Origin of the sequence: Plantactinospora sp. CA-294935 (genome assembly GCF_050936445.1) — a bacterium.
GTDB lineage: Bacteria > Actinomycetota > Actinomycetes > Mycobacteriales > Micromonosporaceae > Plantactinospora.
Genome location: NZ_JBNJMU010000001.1, coordinates 6,376,169 through 6,395,472, shown reverse-complemented (window position 1 = coordinate 6,395,472; position 19,304 = coordinate 6,376,169). Strand labels below are relative to the sequence as shown.

The following is a 19,304-nucleotide window of genomic DNA, read 5'->3' as shown; positions in this document are numbered from 1 at the left end:
GAAACTTCGGGCGACGTACCCGAATTGCGGTCAAGTCGGTGACCGGTGACGAATGCGCCACGCACCGGGCCTGCGAGACGAGCACACCGGGATCCCGCTCGCTTCCACAGTGGAGAATTCGGTCCAGCTCAGCCCTTGGCTGGATCTTGCCCTGCGGAGATTCGGCATTCGGATCCCCCGTACCAGCATCACGAGTACTCGCTCAATGTCGTTGGATTGGCCGACGATGCCAGGCGCGACTGGATCGTGACTGAACGCAGCCTGGACGGCCGGCACGCGGCGCCCCGACGGACCGTGTCCACAACGCGTGTGCCATGCCCACGATCCCTTCCCCCCGGACCGGATCAAATGATCAACGACAGATACGCGACGGCGCAAGAACCGACCGACTCCGCAAATACGTCATGCGCACCCGAACTGATCCGTTCCGATTGCACAAAGTGAGCCGAACCAGTTTCAGGTGCGTGCCGCGCTCGCTTTACCGTTCGGAATCCCGATCCCGAGGGCTGGCGTGCGGTTCTGCCCGGTGTCGAGAAAATCGTAGCGTCGCCCCGAGGGTTGGGATCCGGTCTGTCGGATACCCAGCGTGCGGGGCTGCCCGGCCAGGACGGCGACGCCGGCGCTGCCCCACCGCTTCCTTACCGCCGCTCGCGCCGCAGTGCGCTGAGGAACGGCGGGGACTCTCAGGCGGGTTCCTCGCGGCGGCGAGCGCCCTGACCGGTACGGGCGGATTGGGCAGCCGGTACTCGTTCGCGACCAGGAGCGCGATCAGACCCGCTCCGACGGTGACGCGACCAGGAGCGCGATCAGGCCCGCTCCGACGGCGAGCGGTACCACCGACCGCACCTCGGCGCTCATGCTGGCCTGGAGTTCGCCCGCGCCGTAGAAGGCCGCGCCGCAACCGGTGACACCCAGCGCAACGAAGTCCCAGGGCGCGCCGGGGTCCCTGGGGCGGGGTGTCGCGGAAGGTCAGTATGGAGAAGTGTCGCGGGAGGTCAGCATGGAGAGGTGTCGGGGAAGGTCAGCATGGAGAACAGGACCGCCAGGCCGGCCACCGCTCTACCCGAGCGACCGGCCCGGCCGATCCAGCCGCTGGGCGGCGAGTGAAGGTGGCGTTCCGGCCCGTACTCCCCGACCGGTGGCCAGCCTGAGCAGGCAACTAGCCTGAGCAGGCAAGCTGCCTCGGCACCGCCGAGGCAGCTTTCTGCTCCGCTCCAGGCCTTGGTCTTTCTGCTCCGCTCCAGGCCTTGGTCAGAGTCTCACGTACCCGTCGAACGTCTTGCCCGGGTACCACGGCATGCTCTCCAGGTCGGCGAAGCCGGGGATTTCCGTGATCATGTGTTGCACCATCCTCGCCCGGGTCGCCGCGTCCGGCAGCGGGCCACGCAGCACGGTCATGTTCTCGTCGAGGTGGTCCGGATCGCTGGTGGCCTGCAACACCACCGTGACAGCGGGGTGCGAGAGGACGTACTTCAGGAAGAACTTCGCCCAGGTGTCGGCGCCGAAGCTCCTCGCCCAGCCCGGCACCCGGTGCCCCTCGACCAGCTTGTGCAGCCGGCCCTTCTCCATCGACATGTTGACCATCACGCCGATGCCCCGGTCGGCGGCGAGCGGCAGGATCCGCTCCTCGGCGTGCCGGGTGAAGATGGAGTAGCGGACCTGCACGAAGTCGACGTCGAAGTTGCGCATCAGAACCTCGATCGCCGGATAGTACTGCGGCGCGTGGTGGCTGACCCCGACGTACCGGATCTTCCCCTCGCCCTTCCAACGCCGCAGGATCGGCACGGCGGCCTCGGCGTTGACGAGGTTGTGCACCTGCAACACGTCCATCCTGTCGCGCCACAGCCGGGTCTTCGACGTCTCCAACTGCCGCATCATGTGGCTCTCGTCGCTGAGATACTCACCGGTGGACCAGCTCTTGTTCGTCAGGAAGATGTCGTCGGCGATACCCAGATCGGTGGCGAAGTCACCGACCGACAGCTCGGCCCCGCCGTACAGCGGAGAGGTGTCGATTACCCGGCCGCCCGCCTCCCAGTACCGCTTCAGCACCTCCCGCAGGTGGCCCCGCGGGGCACCGGGCCGCTTGTCGAACGTCATGAAGGTGCCGAGACCGACCGCGCGGAGCCGTTCGCCGGTCCGCCCGACGACCCGGGTGATCTCACCGCCGCTCCCGCGACTGGCCGCCGGTCCCGCCGCTGCGACGGCGACGGCCTCGGCCCGGCCGGCGGCGCCGACGGCGAGCAGCGCGCCGGCTCCGGCCGCTCCGGCGGCCGTGAGCAGGTTTCGCCTGGTCGGGTTCCCGCCCGGGCGGGAAGCCGGTGGGTCGCTGGGGAACGCCATGGGGACTCCTCCGTGTGTCATGGACATCGCCGACGGAGCACGGACGGCCCTGCCCTCCGGCGCCGTCGGCGCGTTACACCGACCATGTTCGTTCCGGCGTCGCACCGGCACCTCCTGCTGCCGGCGACCGGTGCCGGGGCGTCCGGCCGGCCGGTCGGACGAGGGAACCGGCCAGGTGGAGGAGGCGCGCGGGCCGTGGGTCACGACGTCGGGGTACCCGGAGAGCGTGGGAGCCGGACGCGGCGACGGGCTCAGTCGGGGCCGATGCCGGCCCGGACCGCCAACACGGCCAGCCGGACCCGGTTCGGGGCGCCGGTCTTGGCCAACAGGCTGGTGACGTACGTCTTGACCGTGGTCACCCCGAGGCCCAGCCGTTGCGCGATCTCGCCGTTGGAGAGTCCTCCGCTGACCAGTTCGAGTACCTCCCGTTCCCGGCCGGTGAAGCTGAACCGGGCCACCGGGTCCGCCGCGCGGTCGCCGGCGTGCGTGTCGACGGCAGTCGCCACCAGCCGGCCCAGCACGTCGGCGCTGAACGGGCTCTCGCCGTTGGCGGCCCTGCGGACGCCGTCCAAAAGTTCGGCCGGGGCGGCGTCCTTGACGAGGAACCCGCATGCGCCCGCCCGCAGCGCGGCGTAGAGGTGGTCGTCGTCGTCGAAGGTGGTCAGTACCACCACCCGGACGCTCGGCCGGGCCGCCAGGATCCGCTCGGTGGCCACGATGCCGTTCATGCCCGGCATGTTGAGATCCATCAGTACGACGTCGGGCAGCACCTCTCCGGCGTAGCGGACCGCCGCACTCCCGTTCTCGGCCTCGCCGACCACCTCGACGTCCGGTGCCGCCTCGCAGAGCATCCGCAGCCCGGCCCGGACCAGGTGTTGGTCGTCGACGAGCAGGAGCCGGATCACGACGCCCCCCTGCTCGACCGGGCCGCCCCGGGCAGCAGGGCGTGCAGCCGCCAGCCCCGGTCGGCCGGGCCGGCGGCGAGCCGTCCGCCGAGGATCTCCACCCGCTCACGCATTCCGGCCAGCCCCAGACCGAGACCGTACGACGCCGCCTCCGTCGGGTCCTCGCCGCCGTCGTCGCAGACCTCGACGCGGACGTCGCCGTCGGCGGTCATCCGTACCGCGGCCGAGACCCGGGCTCGGGTACCGGCGTGCTTGGCGACGTTGGTCAGCCCTTCCTGTACCAGCCGGAGTACGGCCAGACCGCGTACCGCGTCCACGCCGGTGATCCGGGGATCGACGTACGCGTCGACCCGCAGCCCGACCCTGCGACTGCGCTGCACCATCTCGGTCAGGGCGTTCGGCAGCTCGGACGGGTCCAACAGCGGCTGGTCGAGGCTCGTACCGGTCGACGGCTGGCGCAGCAGTCCCACCAGCCGGCGCAGATCGGCCAGCGTGCTCGTACCGCTGGCATGTACGTCGTCGAGTACCTCCCGGACCTTCGGGTCGGTCTCCGGCAGCACATGCCGGGCCACGCCGACCCGCAGCACCATCGACGCGATGTGATGGGCGACCATGTCGTGCAGGTCCCGGGCGATCGCGGTGCGTTCGGTGGCGCGGGCCAGCGCCAGCTCGGACAGCCGGCGCCGGTGCTCCTCGGCGAGCCACCGCTCGGCCTGCCGGGCCCGCTGCCAGACCGAGCGAAGGTACGCACCGAGCAGCAGCGGCAGGCCGATCAGCACGGTCACCCGGTACAGCACCGGCGCGAGGTCCGCCGGCAGGCCGCTGACGACCCGGGTCGCGTAGACGCCGGCCAGCGCGCTCCAGCCGACGAGCAACTGCCACCCCGTCCGGTACATCGCCAGCTCGAAGACCGCCAGACTGGCGCCGACCTTGATCGGTACCAGCAAGCTCGCACCGACCTGTTCGGCCGTGCCGAGCAGCGTCGACTGGACCAGCACGATCGCGAGCGGCCACCGACCACTGCCGGCGCTGACCGCCACCGCCGTGATCGCCAGGACCCAGTCGACCGGGCGTACGGGTGTCGCCGGGTCCCGCAACTGCACCAGGTATCCCACGGCGCAGGTAAGCAGGATCAGCAGCCGCAGCGGCAGCATCCGCCGGTCGAACAGCCGGCTGACCCAGCTCATGAACACCGCGGCCGGCTCCGGACCCTCGGCCGGCCGCCGCGTTCGGTCCCCACCCGTCCCACCGTGTGCCGGGGAGAACGGCGGCGACCCGGTATCGGAACGGGACCCGCGTCCGACCTGGTCGGGCGATTCGATCCCGGTGGGCGGTCGCGCGTCGCAAGGCGATCGAGTGTCGGTGGCCGGTCGCGCACTGCCGGGCAATGCGAGCATCTCACCCCATCCCGCCACTCGGATATCAGGATCCGAATCTAGGCTGGGCCGGTTAACGATTTGCTGGTCCGCCGCTCGGGACGGTGCGTCGGTCACCGCGCGGACAGCACGAGGGTGTCAGCCTCGCTGATCGACCGGCCGGTGCCGGGGCGGCCGCGTCCGGGTGTCGGTGGGCAGTGTTACCCACGCCAGCTACGGGATCGTGCAGGCCATTATCGTCCGACACCTAGTCGAGGCCAACTGCCACCCACGAGAAATGGCTCGGAGTAGGCACCGAGCTGAGTCGACCAGTTCCGATCTCAGGATCCGCAGGACCGTCGGTAGCCGGGGTCGTAACACCGCGAGTTTCAGCACTAGATCAAAAGTCCTGAAGTTGACCGTAATCGATAGCATCGCGCAGGGAGGGAGACCCCATGACCCGCAGTACGACACTCCTGCGGAAGATCGGCTGGACGCTGCTCACCGGCTTCATCGGCTTCGCCGGCTCCGCACTGCTCGACGAGGTTCTCGGAGTGACCCTCGCCGACCAACTGATCATCACCATAGTCATCGGCGGCGTAACGCTCCTTGCGCAATACCTGGTCGACATGGAGCGTCGCTTCGCTGCAGCCGAGCAACTCCAGACTGAGACGACAGAGGGCCTGCGCCACATGATTCAGCGCGGCTTCGAGAGCGTGGACGAGGCGACCGAACTGATGGCTGAACTGGAGCAGTCGGCGGTCCGTCACGAACTGCTCAAGCAGGTGATTCGTCGCTCCGCGCACCTCACGCAGGCGGGCCCGCCGCTGTGCAGGCCTTGGCGGAGAGCGAGACCAAGAGGCTCGCCGATACCCTACAGTCGCTCTCCGACGGCCACGAGGTCTTCTACGACGGCGAGGACCGGGAGTTCCTGCTTGCCCTGACCCGTGGCACCACGGTGTCCTTGTTCGCCGTCAGCTGGGCGACGATCAACGCGGAGGGCGCCAGCTTCGAGGCCGGTTTCTGGCTCAGCGATCTCGGCGCTCGGTATCTCGACCTGCAACGAATGGCGCTCCGCCGCGGTGTACTCGTCCGGCGTGTATTCATCATCGAGTCCGCGACGCTGGTGACCGACCCGGAACTGAGTCGCATTCTCGCGATGCAGAAGAGCGCCGGCATCGAGGTGCGGCTGGTCGAGGGCAGCGAGGCGCCACAGGATGGTGGACTACCCGACTTCGTGATCTTCGACGAGCAGCTCTGCTACGACACGACGTCGGTGTCGCGCCGGGAGGTGCACGGCGCGCCATGGCGGCTCACGACCCGGCTCGTGCTGAACGAGGAAGCCGTACGCCACCGGATCGAGCGCTTCCACGAGCTGTGGATGCACGCCCTACCCGTGAACCGGCTCCACCTCCGTGAGGACAGTGCGTCCGTGGTCCGCAGCACGAAGTCCTCGCTCGCAGAGGGTACGTCACCGGCGTAACCGGTTTCCTGGGCTGTATGTGCGAAACAACCGAACCTCGCCCGAGCAGGACCGGTGTCACTCGCCGATCGACCGACGGCAGGCGGTAGACGAGTTTCTCCTTTGAGTTGGTCGGGCGCTGGTCGGATCATCGGAGCGAGCCCTTCGCTTCTGCGCGGGTCAGGCTGTGGCTGCTAGGTGTTGGTGCGTCCATTCCTCGAAGGTCGTGAGCGGGATGCCGAGGGCGCGCGCGTATTCCGGGCGGGCGGGTTGTCCGGCCGCGTTCATCAATTCGTGGGAGGTACCCGCCCACTCCGGCATTCCCGCGGCGACCGCCTCCTCCTCGGTCATGTCGGGCGCGGTCAGCTCGGTACCCAGAGCACGGGAGAGGATCTTGGCGATCTCCGTCATCGCCAGGTAGTCGCTCGCCAGTTCCAGCTCGACCCCGTTGAACCGATCGGGTTCGGCGACGGCGGCGGCGGCCGCCTTGCCGATGTCGTGGACCGCGACGAGCGAGAGCCGGGTCTCGGGCTTCAGGACGGTCACCAGGCCACCCGCGACACCACGGGGAAACAGGTATGCCACGGCGGGCAGGAAGTTCTCCATGAAGAAACCCGGCTTGAGGAGCGTCCAGTACCTGAAGCCCGCCTCGCGTACGCGGTCCTGGATGCCGGCCTTGGTGGTGTAGTACGGCTCCATGGCGGCCCAACGGCCATCGGCCCAGCCGGGGGCCTCGGTGTGCTGTCCGGCTCCGGAGACGGAGGTATGCACGAACTGCGGCACACCGGCGGCCAGCGCGCCTTCGATCAGGTTGACGGCCTGGGTCGACTCGCCGTCGAAGTCGATAGCGCCTCCGCTCATCGGGGGCATCTGCACCGAGAAGACGGCTCGGGCTCCGTCCGCGGCCCGGCTCACGGAGTCGCGGTCGTGGAGGTCGCCGGTGACCAGTTCGGCGCCGAGTGCTTCGACGGCCCGGGCCCGGTCGGTCGCGGGATTGCGGACCAGGGCCCGGACGGCAACGCCGGCTGCGAGCAGGGCACGGGCGGTGGCGCCACCCTGCTGTCCGGTGGCACCGACGACCAGGACGGATGCGGGATCGGTGGACACGAAGCTCCTCCTGTGGTGCACACGGGCACCTCGACGTTTCGACCCTTGACCACGAGATCCATGCGTGGACTAAACGGCGGGGCCCGCCGTTTCTGTATCGCTACGATACGGAGGCCCCCGCCACTTAGCAACCCTGAGGCAGGACGCCATGACCGGCCAACGTGCGGACGCCCGGCGCAACTACGCGCGCCTGCTCGCGGTCGCCGAGGAGGCGATCGCCGCACACGGCGCCGACGCGTCTCTGGAGCAGATCGCCCGCACGGCGGGAGTCGGATCGGCCACGCTGCGCCGGCACTTCCCCAACCGCCGTACCCTGCTGGACGCGGTCTTCCGGGAACGGATCGAAACACTCTGCGCCCACGCTCGCGACCTGACCGAGGCGGCCGACTCCCGGGCCGCGCTGCTGGAGTGGCTGAACACCGTCACCGCGTACGCCGCAACCATCCGAGGGCTGGCCATCGCGCTGGCCCACAACAGCACAGCCGACCTCGGGGTGCCACCCGAGCACTGCGCCTCGGATCGACTCACCGAGGCAGGTGACCCCCTGGTACGCCGCGCCGCGAACGATGGTGTGCTGGCCCCGGGGGTAACGATCACCGACCTGCTCGCGCTGATCACCGGCATCGCCCTGGCCACGGAGAACCACCCGAACCCCGCCGCCGAAGCGAACCGACTACTCGGGCTGACCGTGGCGGGAATCAGTCCCCGTCGGCGATGAGTCGGGGGAACGCGGTCCGATCCGAGGAGCGAGCGGATCACCGTCGCCAAATCTCCAGATCGGATACTGCTCGGCCAGGTAACGACGGTGGCCGTTCCAGTCGGCCGGCCCGAGCAGGCGCAGCGGTGACAGGTGAAGCTCGCCGTGCGAGTCCTGCTGGTAGCCCCAGGCGAATCCGACCAGGGGGACGACGAGTCGCCGGTCCCCGTCCCAGGGGCCGATCGTCAAGAAGCTGTGCGCCTGCCACTGCACGGCACCGGTACGCCACCGGGAGGGAGCGTCGAACAACACCGGCCGGAACCCGTACCAGGCAAACGGTGCACTGGAGTCGGTGAACAGGTCGAACGGGTCGACCTCGAACGGGTCCGCCGCACTCGGCTCCCGAACCAACTGCACCCAGCCCAAGAGCGACCGGTAACCGCGGGCACTGAACTCGACGGAGGCAGTACACACCGGCATACCCAGGTCCCGCTCGCTCTTGCCGACGGCGACCGGGTCAGTGTTGGGCACCACCTCCACCAACACCCGACCACGCTCGTCGCCGAAATCAAACCGAATCTCCACCAGGCCCTCCTCGCACCGATACTGCGCAGTCAACCGCCACCAGCCGGACATCGCGGTACGCGACAGCAAGCCGCGCCCCGAGGCGCCCGGAAGGACCGACCTGAGTGTGTCGACATATCGATGCGATCGCCGGACGCGCCGGGGCCGCCCGGAGCCGACTCCCACGCCGCCAGGGCGGATGCCCGTTCGACGGAGACCGTGTTGACGGATCGTCGCCGCAGCATCACCCGTTGTCGTGAGCCGGATCATACGCTCCCATGTGAGCCTGACTTTTACGAACTTCGATGTCCCGGGCGCCGGCTCGACGGGGAGTCGCTCTGCACTGTGGACGGTAACGGGAAGGAGTCTCATGCGCGGACGCAGACGGGCGACCCTGGTAGCGGCGGTGACGCTCGCACTGGGCGGGCTGCTCGGGATGGGCGCCGCTCCGGCGGCTGCGGACCCGCCGGGCGGCACCCTGCGTGGTGTCTACTCCGACGGCCAGTTCTGCAACAGCTACGGCAGCGAAGGTGCCCAGACCGGCCTGTGGAGCTGGTACTACTGCGAGTACCGCCAGTACGGCCCCACCGGCCCCGGCTACTACTTCCTCTGGACCTTCACCTACTGAGGCCCGCCGACGCTCACCGGGTTCCCGATGTGTGGTGCATCCTCGCCGGTGACGGAAACGACAGCACGTCAGGACCGGCCGGCACCGGGTAGGTGCCGGCCGGCTCGACGGGGTACTACTCCCCCCACGCCCAGAAGATCCGCCCTTCCGGCCCGCCACGCAGGCGATGCAGCAGCACCTACGCAGGGTCCGGCTGGGCCGCAGAGCCGTCGAGCCAGGGGCCGAGCAGAACCATGGTGCGCCGGTAGAGATCGTCTCGAAGGCTCGCCGTGCGGACCTGTCCGGCCGGCTCGTCCACCCGGTTCTCGTCCAGATAGGCCCCGCTCGGCACGCCGGGGTCACACGCGGCGTGGATGACGTTCGCAGCCCCGTACGACGCATTCCTGCCCTGGACCGCGAACATCGCGTGCAGCAGTCGGGTGTCGATGACCCCCGGATGGACACTGACGATCCCGGGCCGGTAGTGCCCGGACTGGCGAACGGCGTGGGCGACCAGCGCGAGCTTGGACCGCGCGTACGCGGCAGCCGGCTGGTAGCCGTGGTGGAACTGCAGGTCGTCGAGATCGAGGTGCGCCGAGAGGTGGGTCGCGGAGGACACGTGCACGATCCGGCCCGTCGCGGGCATCAGTGGTACGAGCCGTTCGGTGAGTAGCACGGCCGCCAGATAGTTCGTCTGCAGCGTCGCCTCGTAGCCGTCCGCGCTGCACCGGCGGCTCGCCGCACCAGGACGACCCGCGTTGTTGATGAGCAGATCGACCTGGTCGGTGGCGCTCGCCACCTGCCGGGCCAGCGCCACGACGTCGTCGAGGCGATCGAAGTCGGCCTGCGCGTAAACGACCTCGGCCCGCCCGGCGGCACGGATTCTCTCGACCAGCGGCTGTACCGCCGAGTGCGGCTCCGGGCCGTGCACGAACAGTCGCTGGGCCGATTCGGCGACGCGGAGTGCGGTCGCCGCGCCGATCCCGCTGGTCCCTCCGGTCAGCACGACCGTTCCGGGTGTGTGGCCGATCATCCCTGCTCATTCTCCGTTCACCATGGGCGTCCGTCCTGACATCATCGGCCGGGCGGTGCCCGCAGCGTCGTCTCGACGGCCGGCGCGTCGGTGCCCGCTGTCGCGCCGAGCTACCGGCGACGACCGGGGCGCCGACGCTGCGGACCGTTCCCGGGGGCAAGGGCGCCGCCGGCACGCCTCGGCTGGGCCATCGACGCCTGCCACCACCCGCCCCGTCCCTCGAACAGGACCTGCTCGCCGCCGGTGAACGCGCCCTCCGCGTACCGCCCAGGCACATGGCCGGCTGCGGACGTCGACAGACCTCACCTGCGCCGTACCCCGAGTCGGCGTATTGTCAGGGCCCCGAATTCCGTTGTGGTTGCCGAGGCGGCGGTGGGACGTGACGACGCAATTGCGGATCTACACCGCCCGACCGGGGCGGCTCGACGCGTGGGTGGAGGCCTGGCAAACACTCGTCGTGCCGCTGCGCCGACGCTTCGGCTTCGAGATCTCGGGATCCTGGGTCGATGTCGCGCGTCAGCAGCACCTCTGGGTCGTGTCGCACCCCGGCCCGCAGTCGTTCGAGGAGGCCAACGCCGACTACTGGCGCTCGCCGGAGCGCGTCGCGCTGGGCCTCGACCCCCACGAGTACCTGCTCGACGAGGAGATCCGCACCGTCGAACCGGTGCTCTGAACTCGGACGGTCCCCGTCAGGTCTCCGGATAGCCGATCAGCCGCCTGGCCTCGCCGAGGAGCGGGGATCGGGCCAGCGGGCGTCCGTCGAGTTCGGTGGCGGCCAGGATTCCGCTCAGCGACCCGGTCAGCCACACGCCGTCCGCGCGCAGCAACTCCTCCGGGGTCACCAGGGCCTCGTCGGTGGCCAGGCCGAGCAGGTGTGCCTGGGTGATGAGCGCGCCCTCCGTCGTACCGGCGACGATGCCGGACCAGCTTGGCACGGTGAACAGCGTCGAGGACCGGATCCAGACCAGGTTGAAGCTGGGGCACTCCAGTGCGTAACCGTCGGAACTGAGCCAGAGCATTTCCTGGGCGCCCCGGTTGGCTGCCCACCGCTGGCTGGCGGTATGCACGGCGTAGGACAGGGACTTCACGCCGCCCAGCAGCCACGGCGCATTCGCGCGTTCACGGACCGGGAACCCGACGGTGCCGGTAACGAGACGAAGGCCGCGCTGCCGATTGAGCGACGTCCACGGCGGCACGGGCTCCACGGTGGTGAAGATGGTGGGGCGGCCGGTGCCGACCCGTCCCCGCGTACACACCAGGCGTTGGACGGCCTCGACGTCGCGGGGCCAGACCGCTGCCACGTCGAGGACGAAGGTGCGCAGTGCGTCGAGTTCCGGCAGCGACAGTTCCAGGCTCGTTGCCGACCGGTACAGCCGGTTCAGGTGGGCGGGCAGCAGTACGGGCGCTCCGGCGGCGAGGAGCCACGCCTCGAACGCCCCGTCGCCGCGCAGCAATCCCGGATCGTCGGCGTGCACGATCGGCGTGTCCGCCTCGACCAGGCCGCTGCCGAAGACTGCCACAAGCCGATCCATTGTCGAATGCTCCTTCGCCACGCTGTCAGGACTGGGTGGCAGCTCTGCCATGTCCTCGATCGGAGCACCGCCGGTGCCGGACGCCGCGCTCGCCCGCATCGCCGCCGGTCTATGGTAGGACAGGTGCCGGCCACTTCGCGCTCGGCAGGGTGCCGACCTGGCCTGACACCGAACAAGTTCGAGGGGCCTCTGCCGTTGTCGGGCAGCCGGCTCGACGACACGGGGGCAGCCGAGGCGGAGAACGAGATGAGAGGGTGTTCGAGCGCATGGAAGCACCCGCCGAGAACCTGGGAGCGATCTCGTCCGACCTGGATCCCGTCGCCGTGTGGACCGATGGTCGACTGGGCCTGCCCGGCACCAAGACGGCGTCCGGCCTGATCCTGACCGGTGCCCGCTGGACGGTCGCCTGCGTGGTCGACGTGCGTCGTGCCGGTGCCGATGCCGGCGAGGTCCTCGGCGTCGGACGGCTCGGGGTACCCGTGCTGCCGGATCTCACCGCGGCCCGCGGTGCTGGTGCCCGCAGCGTGGTGATCGGCGTCAACTCGATGGACGCCTACACCGTCGTCCCCGCCCGGCTGAAGGGCTTCGTCGTCGAGGCGGTCGGGCACGGGTTCAACGTCATCTGCAGCACCCACGCCCGGCTGAACGACGATCCCGAGTTGGTCCGGTTGGCCGCCGCCGCCGGTGTCGAACTGGTCGACGTCCGGGGCGACGGCCCCCGGGAAACGTTGTCGACCGACCTGTCGGTCGACGCGACCGTGCTGCTGACGACCGGCACCGACTGCGCGGTCGGAAAGATGACGACCGCCCTGGCCGTACACCGGGAGGCGCTCTCCCGGGGCATGCGCAGTGCCTTCCTGGCGACCGGGCAGATCGCGGCCATGTGCGGCGCCGACGCGGTGGTGCAGGTCGACCGCATCTTCGCGGACTTCATCACCGGGGCCGTACAGCATGCCGTGCACCGCCTGGCCAGCGCGGGGCACGAACTCGTCGTCGTCGAGGGACAGGCGTCGACCCTGCACCGTGTCTACGGCGGCAACGCGGTCAATCTCCTCTACGGGGCCGCCCCCGATGCGATCATCATGTGCCACGACACCGACCGTCAGGTCCGGGCGATGTTTCCCGGCCTCCCGGTCCCACCGGTGGCCGACGAACTCCAGACGATCGCGGACCTCGGCCGCCGGATCGGCATCCCGGCCGCGCTGGCCGGCTTCTCGGTATTCGGGCGCAAGCCGTTCCACGAGGGCGATCAGCACGCCGTGCCGGTGGTCGACACCCGTGACCCGGGCGCCGCCGCCGTCCTGCTGGACTCCGTCCTGCGGCTGACCCGGCACAGCGAGCGCGACCGGCGCTGACGGCTCAGTGCTGCGCGGACAGGTCGTCCGGCAGCGGAAGCATGTGCGACTGCCGCTCGTCGGCGGACAACTCCCGGAACACCCGATGGCGGGCCCGGCTCCGAAGGTCGTCGAGGTCGGGCTGGACCGGCCAGAGCCGGGCCGACTTGTCCAGCGACGCGGTGAGCAGCGTCCGCGCGTCGGTCGACCACGCGACCGAGGTCACCCGGTCCACGTGTACGCCGACGACCTGCGGCTCCGCGTCGTCCTGCGCGCTCCACACCCGTACCGTGCGGTCGTAGGAGCCGGTGGCGATCTGGTCACCGGTCGGCGACCATGCGACGGCCCGTACCCGCCCCTCGTGACCTTCGAGCGTCCGGACGTGCCGACCGGTCCGGGGATCCCAGATTCGGGAGGTCCAGTCGGCCGAGCAGGTGACGACGAACTGTTCGTCCGGTGACCAGGCCACGCCGTCCACCCAGTTGTGGTGCCCGCGGAGGACGGCGATCTCCTCACCGGTGGAGCTGTCCCAGACCCGGGCGGTACGGTCGTCCGAGGTCGTGGCGATCATGCGCCCGCTCGGCGACCAGGCGAGGCGTACCACCCAGTCGGTGTGGCCGCGCAGTTGCAGCAGCCGGCGTCCGGTGGTGGCGTTCCAGATCGAGGCCGTGCTGTCCCGGCAGGCCGTGGCGATCCGTGTGTTGTCCGGGGCCCACATCAGACCTTCGCAGATCGTCTCCTCGTCCAGCCGGAGGTACGGCTCGACGCCACCCGGGCGCCACAGTTGCACCGAGCCGTCGTTGGAGCACGAGCCGAGGCGCTGACCGTCGGGGGCCCAGGCCACGCCCCAGACGGTTCCGGTGTGCCCGGTGAAGGTGCTGACCACTCCGGACGCCACGCTCCAGACCCGGACCGATCCGTCGTCCGAGGCGGTCGCGATCCGGGCCCCGTCCGGCGCCCAAACCGCCGCGCGGAGCCCGCCGGTGTGCCCAGTGAACGACTGCCGTTCGGCGCCGTGCGGCAGTACCGACCAGACCCGGGCGGTACGGTCGCTGGAGGCGGAGGCGAGCGCGGTACCGTCGGGCGACCAGGCCACGCCCCAGACGGCGTCCTCGTGTCCGCGCAGTGCCGCGATCTCCCGGGCGTCGCTGACGTCCCAGATCCGTACGGTGCGGTCGCTGGAGGCGGAGGCGAGCGACCGCCCGTCGGGCGACCAGGACACGTCCCAGACGAAGTCGGTGTGCCCGCGGATCAGCAGCAGTTGGCGGCCGTCGGCGACGTCCCAGATCCGGATCGTCTGGTCGCCGGAGGCCGTGGCGACCCGCCGTCCTTCCGGGCACCAGGCCAGGCCCTCGATGAAGTCGGTGTGCCCCCGCAGCACCGTCTGCTGCTGGCCGACCGTGAAGTCCCACACGATGGCGGTGCGGTCGTGCGAGGCCGAGGCGAGCAGCGTGCCCTTCGGCGACCAGGAGAGGCCGTAGACATCGCCGGTGTGCCCGCGCAGCGTGGCGGTCTGTTCGCCGGTGTCCGTCCGCCACACGTGGATGTGGTGATCCTGTGCGCCCGCGGCGACGTACTCGCCGTCCGGCGACCAGGCCACGCCTCGGACGATGTCGCCGGCGCCGTAGAGGGTCGGCGGTGGCTCGTCCGCGCCCACCCGCCACAGCTTCACCGTACGGTCCCGGGCACCGCTGGCGACCCGGCGCGAGTCGGGCGCCCAGGCGATGGCCTCCACCATGGCGTCGTGCCCGGTGAACTCGGCGACCGTCCGGCCGGAGTCCGGATCCCAGACCCGGGTGGACCTGTCCCGGGAGCCGGTGGCGATCAGGCGGCCGTCCGGGGACCAGGCGATCGCCCGAACGGTATCGGTGTGTCCGGCGAACACCCGGCGCAGGTGGCTGAAGGCGAGCGCGGACATCAGGGCGCGTTCGATCAGGGGGGTGACGGGCGCCTCGGCGATCGCCGCGATCGAGAGCAGGATCGACAGCTCCGGGAACCGCTCCGCGTTGGCGAGGACGTACCGGCCGATGTTCTCCGACACGCGACGCAGAAAGGCGATGTCCCGGCGCTTCGACTGCTGGATCAGGGCCCGGACCACGTCACTCGCCTGGCCGAGCGCCTCCAGGCCGACGAGCCACTGCTCGGCCAGGATCAGCCGCTGCCCGGTCAGCAGATAGTCGTCGCTACGCCCGGAGTGCTGCCAGTCGGCCGCCCACCGCTCCAACTCGGAACGCCGACGTAGGTGCTCGGCCCGTGTCTCGACCTCCTGCCGCAGCGGCGCCCAGAGCCGGAACAGCGCCTCGTGCGCCACCTCGACGACCGGTTCGCCGTCCTGCATCTTGCTGACCAGCAGCCTCGCGTCCACGAACGCGGCGACGATGCGGCGCTGCTCGGGGCTCAGTTCCCGAAGCCGTACCGGCCGCTTGGTCGCCTCGCTGGAGTCGAGCGAGACGAACCGGAGCAGGGTCGTCAGGATCGGGGCGATGCCACCTTCCCCGCGCAGTTCGGTGACGGCCTGATCCGCCTGCCGGGTGAGCGCGCCACCGACCCCGCCGGTGGCGAGGTACGCGTGCAAACTCACCGTGGTCCCCGGCCGGGCCTCGAAGAAGAGTTCCTGTAGCAGGTACGCCAACAGCGGCAGCGCGTCGGTGGTGCCGACGTCGGCGGTGATCCGGTTGACCACGTTCGACTCGAACGTCATGCCGGCGATCCGGGCCGGCTCCTCGATGATCGTGGTGAGGTACTCCGTCTTGATGGCACCGATCGCGACGGGATTCTGGAACAGCGCCGCCTTGTCGCTGTCGAGGAACTGCGTCAGGTATTCGATGCGCATGCTGGCGATCACCGACAGCCGGGAGTCGGCGTGTAGCAGGCGCTCGACGACATCGAGGAAGAGTTGCCGATCGCTCTCGCCGGCGAGCGTGTACAGCTCTTCCAACTGGTCGATCACCAGGAGGAGGTGGCCGAACCTGCGTCGCTGTCCTCGACGGATCTCGGCAAGGTACTTCGTCGCGCTGGCCGGATCCTGCCGCATCGCCCGGACGATGACCGGTGCGGCGATGGGCTCCGGGAGGGCCTCGGCGATGGCGTTGGCCAGGTTTCCCACCGGCGCGCTGCCCGGGTTGACCGTGGCCAGGGGGATCCAGCGCCGCGTCTTGAGCGTCGGGACGACGCCCGCCTGCACCAGCGAGGACTTTCCGCTGCCGGATGCGCCCACCACCACCAGCAGTCGTTCCCGGGGCTCGGCCGAGGCGGTGAGCATCCGCCGGACGATGTCCGAGACCTGCTGGTCCCGGCCGAAGAAGACGGCGGAGTCCTCCTCCCGGAAGGGCTCCAGACCGGGGTACGGCGGCCGCTGCGGATCCCAGTCGGAGCGCTTCGCCTTCGGATTCGTCACAACGTGGAGAACGATTTGTCCGATGATGAGTAGCACCACGATGGCGATGAACGCCGGAATCGCCACGGACTGGAGCAACCGCAGATAGGTGGGCGGTTCACTGAGGCTGGTCAGATAGTTGCCGATCAGACCGAGCAGGCTCGTCGCCAATATCAGTGCGACGTTGAGATACAGCGCGAGTGCCGGTTGTCTCTTCACGCCGACTCCGAGTCCAACATATTGTGTCCCAGAGGCGAAGCCCGCACCATCGTCGTCAGCGCTCGGGGAGCCGAGAATGCGTACGCTGGCACATGATATCGCCTCGATGCATCCCCGGCGCAAGACGACACCGGCCGCCAGCAGATCCTCGTCGACGCTCCCTCGGTGCCGAGTAGTTGATCGCGATGCCGGTCCACCGGGTCAGCGTGCGACCCTGCCGCCGTGTCGGATCCGGCATCGCCGGCCGAACTCGGCCAGGACGGCCAGGTCCAGCGGGCTGCCGGCGGTGTGCTGTTCGAAGTGCCACTGAACACCGAGCACGAACCGGTGTGGCCGGTCGACGCTGACGGCTTCGACCGCGCCGTCGGGCGCGACCGCCTCGATGTCGACGGTGTCCGGCAGCCCGGCGACGACCTGCGAGTGTTGGGAGTTGACCAGGAACTGGTCGCCGGGTGGCAGACCGGGCAGGTCGGCCAGCAGGCCGCCGGGGGTGAGGGTGACCGGGTGGGCCGGGCCCCACCTGTCGTCGTTGTCGTCCGGTAGCCGCCGGTGGCTGTCGGTGGGATCGGTGTCGCGCAGTTGTCCGCCACTGTGCACGGCGATCTCCTGCATGCCCCGGCAACTGCCGAGCACCGGCAGGTCGGGCAGGTGCGCGGCGGCGACGAGCAGTGCGTCGGCGACGGCATCGCGGGCGGCGTCGTACTCCCGGCTCGGCTGGACCGGCACGGCTGCGTCGTAACCGGCCGGGTGCACGAAGGTAGGGCCACCGGGCAGCACGAGACCGTCGAGGACGGACAGGACGGCGCCGGCGACGTCCGGCTCGGCCGCCGGGATCAACACACTGGCAACGCCGGCGTGCCGGGCGAGTTGACTGACGACGGTCCTGTTGACCCGGGAGTACGTCGTGCCGGTGGCGCTCTGGTTGCTACAGGCGAGCACGCCGACGACCGGCCTGGTGCGTGCTGGTGTTCCCACGTGATCAGCCTCTCGCCCAGGTAAGACGTCGGTCACGAGCGCGTCGACGCCGGCACGTCCGTGCAGCGTACGACCGACGGCGGCGACCATGACGCCGCCGGACGCCGTGGCCGTTACCGTAGCAACATCCCTACCCGCAGGCATCGACGGATTCCTCTACCATCGACGCGACGGGACCGTACGGGAGGATCGGGGCACGAAGAATCCCTTCTCTTCAACGCATCGGGCGAGATGAGGATCAGATGCGGCCATCGCAACCCCGCGAAGGAACAGATCCGCAGCGGCAGGAACCGGCTGATCCGGCACCGGAGCAGCGGCGCAGGGCTCGGCAGATGGCAGCGGACATTCTCCACGGCGATCCGGAGCTACGCGCGCAGAAAGAAGCGACGACAGATCACGGGCAGTGGGCCTCGGTCGGGCGGGCCGTCCTGTTCGATGACTACAGCGCGATCCGGCTCATGAATCAGATTTCATATCCCGACGGGTTCCAGCTGAGGGCCCGGCTGCGTGCCGGAGACGGCGACGTCATCGTCTGTCGGCCACGTCCGCCATCCGGTTTCGACGAGTACTACTCGGCCCGTCTTCGACTGGGTGACCCGGTATGGCTTCATCCCGACTCCGGAGCGGACCTCTGCACGGCGGCCTGGAACGACAGCCGTACGTCGGCCGCCCTGGTCGAAGCCGCTCGCAGTGGAGCTTATCTGCATCCCTACCACGCGTGCGAAGCGGCATGGCAGCTCGCCGAGCGGCTGTCCCGGGCGGCGCACCGATCGGTGCCGGTGCTCGGGCCGCCGCCCCGGTTGTGTCGGTTGGCAAATGACAAGTCCTGGTTCCTCGGCGCGGCCGCGGAGCTGCTCGGCGCCGAGGCGATCCCCCGGCTGCGGGTGACACGCCGCCTCGCCGAGTTCCCGGCCGCAGTCCAGGAAATCTCCCGGCGCTCGTCCAAGCTCGCCGTACGGATACCAGATTCGGCCGGCGGCCTGGGAATGCGCTTCTTCGCCACCGACGCCCTGCGTCGACTCAACCGGCAGGCCCTCGCCGACTGGGCCGCCGACGTGTACCGCGAGCTGGATCTGCGCAACGATTCTCCGGTACTGGTAACCGGCTGGGAGGAAACAATCGCCGCGCCCAGCATCGAGGTCAGGATCCCCCCGGGGAAAGCAGCGGCACCGATCTGCGGCCGCGTCATCGATCAGGTTTTCACGGACGCCGACCGGTCCCAGTTCGGTGGCGGCGTCGCCGGTTCTCTTCCGCACGAGATCGTGCGCCGCCTGCGCCGCCACGCTTCGACGATCGCGGTACTCCTGCAAGGACTGGGATATGTCGGGCGTCTGTCGTTGGATTTCATCGTTACCGGTCGGTCCTTCGCGGACGCGGACGTTCGGGTCGTCGACTGCAATGCCAGGTGGAGCGGCGGCTCGGTGCTGGGCGCCATGTTGGACCGCCTCTTTCCCCACCACGGGCAACTACCGTACGCCTTCGGCTTCCTGCGGCATCCAGAGCTTCGCACGGTACCGTTCCACGTCCTGATCGAACGACTGGAAGACAGGCTGTGGAATCCGTCCACCGGGCGCGGTGACCTGCTCGTGCACAACGTGGGTCATCTCGCGTCGTCCGGGCGCGTGGACATTGTGGTACTCGCTGGCGATGCCGGAACGGCCCGGTGCCGTCTGGAAGACCTGGCCAGAGCGGTGGCGGACGGAGCCGCCGCGCTGCTGCATCGTTAGCGCCCACCCTGCGGCGGCGTCCTGGGTACGACTGTGGTTGTCGACCGGCGGGTCCCGCTAGCCCGTTCTCG

At 69.7% G+C, this 19,304-nt stretch carries 16 protein-coding genes; 7 read left to right on the top strand and 9 right to left on the bottom strand.

The genetic code is table 11. The annotated features are described in order from the left end of the window. Nucleotides 1-1,251: 1,251 nt before the first annotated feature. The 3 genes from ACQEVC_RS28170 to ACQEVC_RS28160 form a co-directional block, all read right to left on the bottom strand. A complete protein-coding gene (locus ACQEVC_RS28170; RefSeq protein WP_432883262.1) occupies nucleotides 1,252-2,340 on the bottom strand; it encodes an aldo/keto reductase in 1,089 nt (362 codons plus the stop codon). 251 nt (nucleotides 2,341-2,591) lie between these two features. After that, a complete protein-coding gene (locus ACQEVC_RS28165; protein WP_432883260.1) occupies nucleotides 2,592-3,245 on the bottom strand; it encodes a response regulator in 654 nt (217 codons plus the stop codon). Beyond that, nucleotides 3,242-4,432: a sensor histidine kinase gene (locus ACQEVC_RS28160; protein WP_432883257.1), complete on the bottom strand. Its 1,191-nt coding sequence runs from the start codon at nucleotides 4,430-4,432 to the stop codon at nucleotides 3,242-3,244. The genes ACQEVC_RS28165 and ACQEVC_RS28160 overlap by 4 nt, the downstream gene beginning before the upstream one ends. A gap of 623 nt (nucleotides 4,433-5,055) precedes the next feature. Here ACQEVC_RS28160 and ACQEVC_RS28155 point away from each other — a divergent pair. Continuing rightward, nucleotides 5,056-5,544 carry a hypothetical protein gene (locus ACQEVC_RS28155; RefSeq protein WP_432883255.1) on the top strand — a complete coding sequence of 163 codons (489 nt, stop codon included), beginning with the start codon at nucleotides 5,056-5,058 and terminating at the stop codon, nucleotides 5,542-5,544. Then, nucleotides 5,439-6,083: a DUF6879 family protein gene (locus tag ACQEVC_RS28150; protein WP_432883252.1), complete on the top strand. Its 645-nt coding sequence runs from the start codon at nucleotides 5,439-5,441 to the stop codon at nucleotides 6,081-6,083. Before ACQEVC_RS28155 ends, ACQEVC_RS28150 begins: the two co-directional genes overlap by 106 nt. Nucleotides 6,084-6,242: 159 nt before the next feature. On the opposite strand, the gene ACQEVC_RS28145 is transcribed toward ACQEVC_RS28150, so the two are convergent. Then, the gene (locus ACQEVC_RS28145; RefSeq protein ID WP_432883250.1) at nucleotides 6,243-7,169 is read right to left on the bottom strand and encodes an NmrA family NAD(P)-binding protein; all 927 of its coding nucleotides are present in this window, start codon (nucleotides 7,167-7,169) and stop codon (nucleotides 6,243-6,245) included. A gap of 148 nt (nucleotides 7,170-7,317) precedes the next feature. On the opposite strand from ACQEVC_RS28145, the gene ACQEVC_RS28140 reads away from it, so the two are divergent. Further along, nucleotides 7,318-7,887 carry a TetR/AcrR family transcriptional regulator gene (locus tag ACQEVC_RS28140; protein ID WP_432883248.1) on the top strand — a complete coding sequence of 190 codons (570 nt, stop codon included), beginning with the start codon at nucleotides 7,318-7,320 and terminating at the stop codon, nucleotides 7,885-7,887. On the opposite strand, the gene ACQEVC_RS28135 is transcribed toward ACQEVC_RS28140, so the two are convergent. Continuing rightward, nucleotides 7,843-8,451 carry a hypothetical protein gene (locus ACQEVC_RS28135; protein ID WP_432883246.1) on the bottom strand — a complete coding sequence of 203 codons (609 nt, stop codon included), beginning with the start codon at nucleotides 8,449-8,451 and terminating at the stop codon, nucleotides 7,843-7,845. The genes ACQEVC_RS28140 and ACQEVC_RS28135 overlap by 45 nt on opposite strands. 349 nt (nucleotides 8,452-8,800) lie before the next feature. Here ACQEVC_RS28135 and ACQEVC_RS28130 point away from each other — a divergent pair, with 349 nt between their 5' ends. Further along, nucleotides 8,801-9,058: a hypothetical protein gene (locus ACQEVC_RS28130; protein ID WP_318393740.1), complete on the top strand. Its 258-nt coding sequence runs from the start codon at nucleotides 8,801-8,803 to the stop codon at nucleotides 9,056-9,058. Between the two features lie 178 nt (nucleotides 9,059-9,236). Here ACQEVC_RS28130 and ACQEVC_RS28125 read toward each other — a convergent pair whose 3' ends face one another. Beyond that, nucleotides 9,237-10,070, bottom strand: coding sequence for an SDR family NAD(P)-dependent oxidoreductase (locus ACQEVC_RS28125; protein ID WP_432883243.1), 834 nt, complete (start codon nucleotides 10,068-10,070; stop codon nucleotides 9,237-9,239). Between the two features lie 379 nt (nucleotides 10,071-10,449). Here ACQEVC_RS28125 and ACQEVC_RS28120 point away from each other — a divergent pair, with 379 nt between their 5' ends. Further along, nucleotides 10,450-10,743, top strand: a complete 294-nt coding sequence (locus ACQEVC_RS28120) for an NIPSNAP family containing protein (protein ID WP_432883240.1) — start codon at nucleotides 10,450-10,452, stop codon at nucleotides 10,741-10,743. Between the two features lie 16 nt (nucleotides 10,744-10,759). Here ACQEVC_RS28120 and ACQEVC_RS28115 read toward each other — a convergent pair whose 3' ends face one another. Further along, entirely contained in the window at nucleotides 10,760-11,602 is an 843-nt protein-coding gene (locus tag ACQEVC_RS28115; RefSeq protein WP_432883237.1) for an aminotransferase class IV, read from the bottom strand. Between the two features lie 266 nt (nucleotides 11,603-11,868). Between ACQEVC_RS28115 and ACQEVC_RS28110 the strand changes: the two genes are divergently transcribed. Further along, entirely contained in the window at nucleotides 11,869-12,957 is a 1,089-nt protein-coding gene (locus ACQEVC_RS28110; protein ID WP_432883235.1) for a DUF1611 domain-containing protein, read from the top strand. Between the two features lie 4 nt (nucleotides 12,958-12,961). On the opposite strand, the gene ACQEVC_RS28105 is transcribed toward ACQEVC_RS28110, so the two are convergent. Both ACQEVC_RS28105 and ACQEVC_RS28100 read right to left on the bottom strand, forming a co-directional pair. Beyond that, nucleotides 12,962-16,531 (bottom strand): AAA family ATPase, encoded by a 3,570-nt coding sequence (locus tag ACQEVC_RS28105; protein WP_432883233.1) that lies wholly within the window; start codon nucleotides 16,529-16,531, stop codon nucleotides 12,962-12,964. A 201-nt stretch (nucleotides 16,532-16,732) separates the two neighbouring features. Beyond that, the gene (locus ACQEVC_RS28100) at nucleotides 16,733-17,506 is read right to left on the bottom strand and encodes a gamma-glutamyl-gamma-aminobutyrate hydrolase family protein (RefSeq protein WP_432883231.1); all 774 of its coding nucleotides are present in this window, start codon (nucleotides 17,504-17,506) and stop codon (nucleotides 16,733-16,735) included. A 332-nt stretch (nucleotides 17,507-17,838) separates the two neighbouring features. Here ACQEVC_RS28100 and ACQEVC_RS28095 point away from each other — a divergent pair, with 332 nt between their 5' ends. After that, nucleotides 17,839-19,233 carry a hypothetical protein gene (locus tag ACQEVC_RS28095; protein ID WP_432883228.1) on the top strand — a complete coding sequence of 465 codons (1,395 nt, stop codon included), beginning with the start codon at nucleotides 17,839-17,841 and terminating at the stop codon, nucleotides 19,231-19,233. Nucleotides 19,234-19,304: the final 71 nt, after the last annotated feature.

Coding starts and splice junctions, on each gene's coding strand:
- ACQEVC_RS28170 (WP_432883262.1), bottom strand. CDS start 2,340: ATGGCGTTCCCCAGCGACCCACCGGCTTCCCGCCCGGGCGGGAACCCG.
- ACQEVC_RS28160 (WP_432883257.1), bottom strand. CDS start 4,432: ATGAGCTGGGTCAGCCGGCTGTTCGACCGGCGGATGCTGCCGCTGCGG.
- ACQEVC_RS28155 (WP_432883255.1), top strand. CDS start 5,056: ATGACCCGCAGTACGACACTCCTGCGGAAGATCGGCTGGACGCTGCTC.
- ACQEVC_RS28140 (WP_432883248.1), top strand. CDS start 7,318: ATGACCGGCCAACGTGCGGACGCCCGGCGCAACTACGCGCGCCTGCTC.
- ACQEVC_RS28130 (WP_318393740.1), top strand. CDS start 8,801: ATGCGCGGACGCAGACGGGCGACCCTGGTAGCGGCGGTGACGCTCGCA.
- ACQEVC_RS28125 (WP_432883243.1), bottom strand. CDS start 10,070: ATGATCGGCCACACACCCGGAACGGTCGTGCTGACCGGAGGGACCAGC.
- ACQEVC_RS28115 (WP_432883237.1), bottom strand. CDS start 11,602: ATGGATCGGCTTGTGGCAGTCTTCGGCAGCGGCCTGGTCGAGGCGGAC.
- ACQEVC_RS28110 (WP_432883235.1), top strand. CDS start 11,869: ATGGAAGCACCCGCCGAGAACCTGGGAGCGATCTCGTCCGACCTGGAT.
- ACQEVC_RS28095 (WP_432883228.1), top strand. CDS start 17,839: ATGGCAGCGGACATTCTCCACGGCGATCCGGAGCTACGCGCGCAGAAA.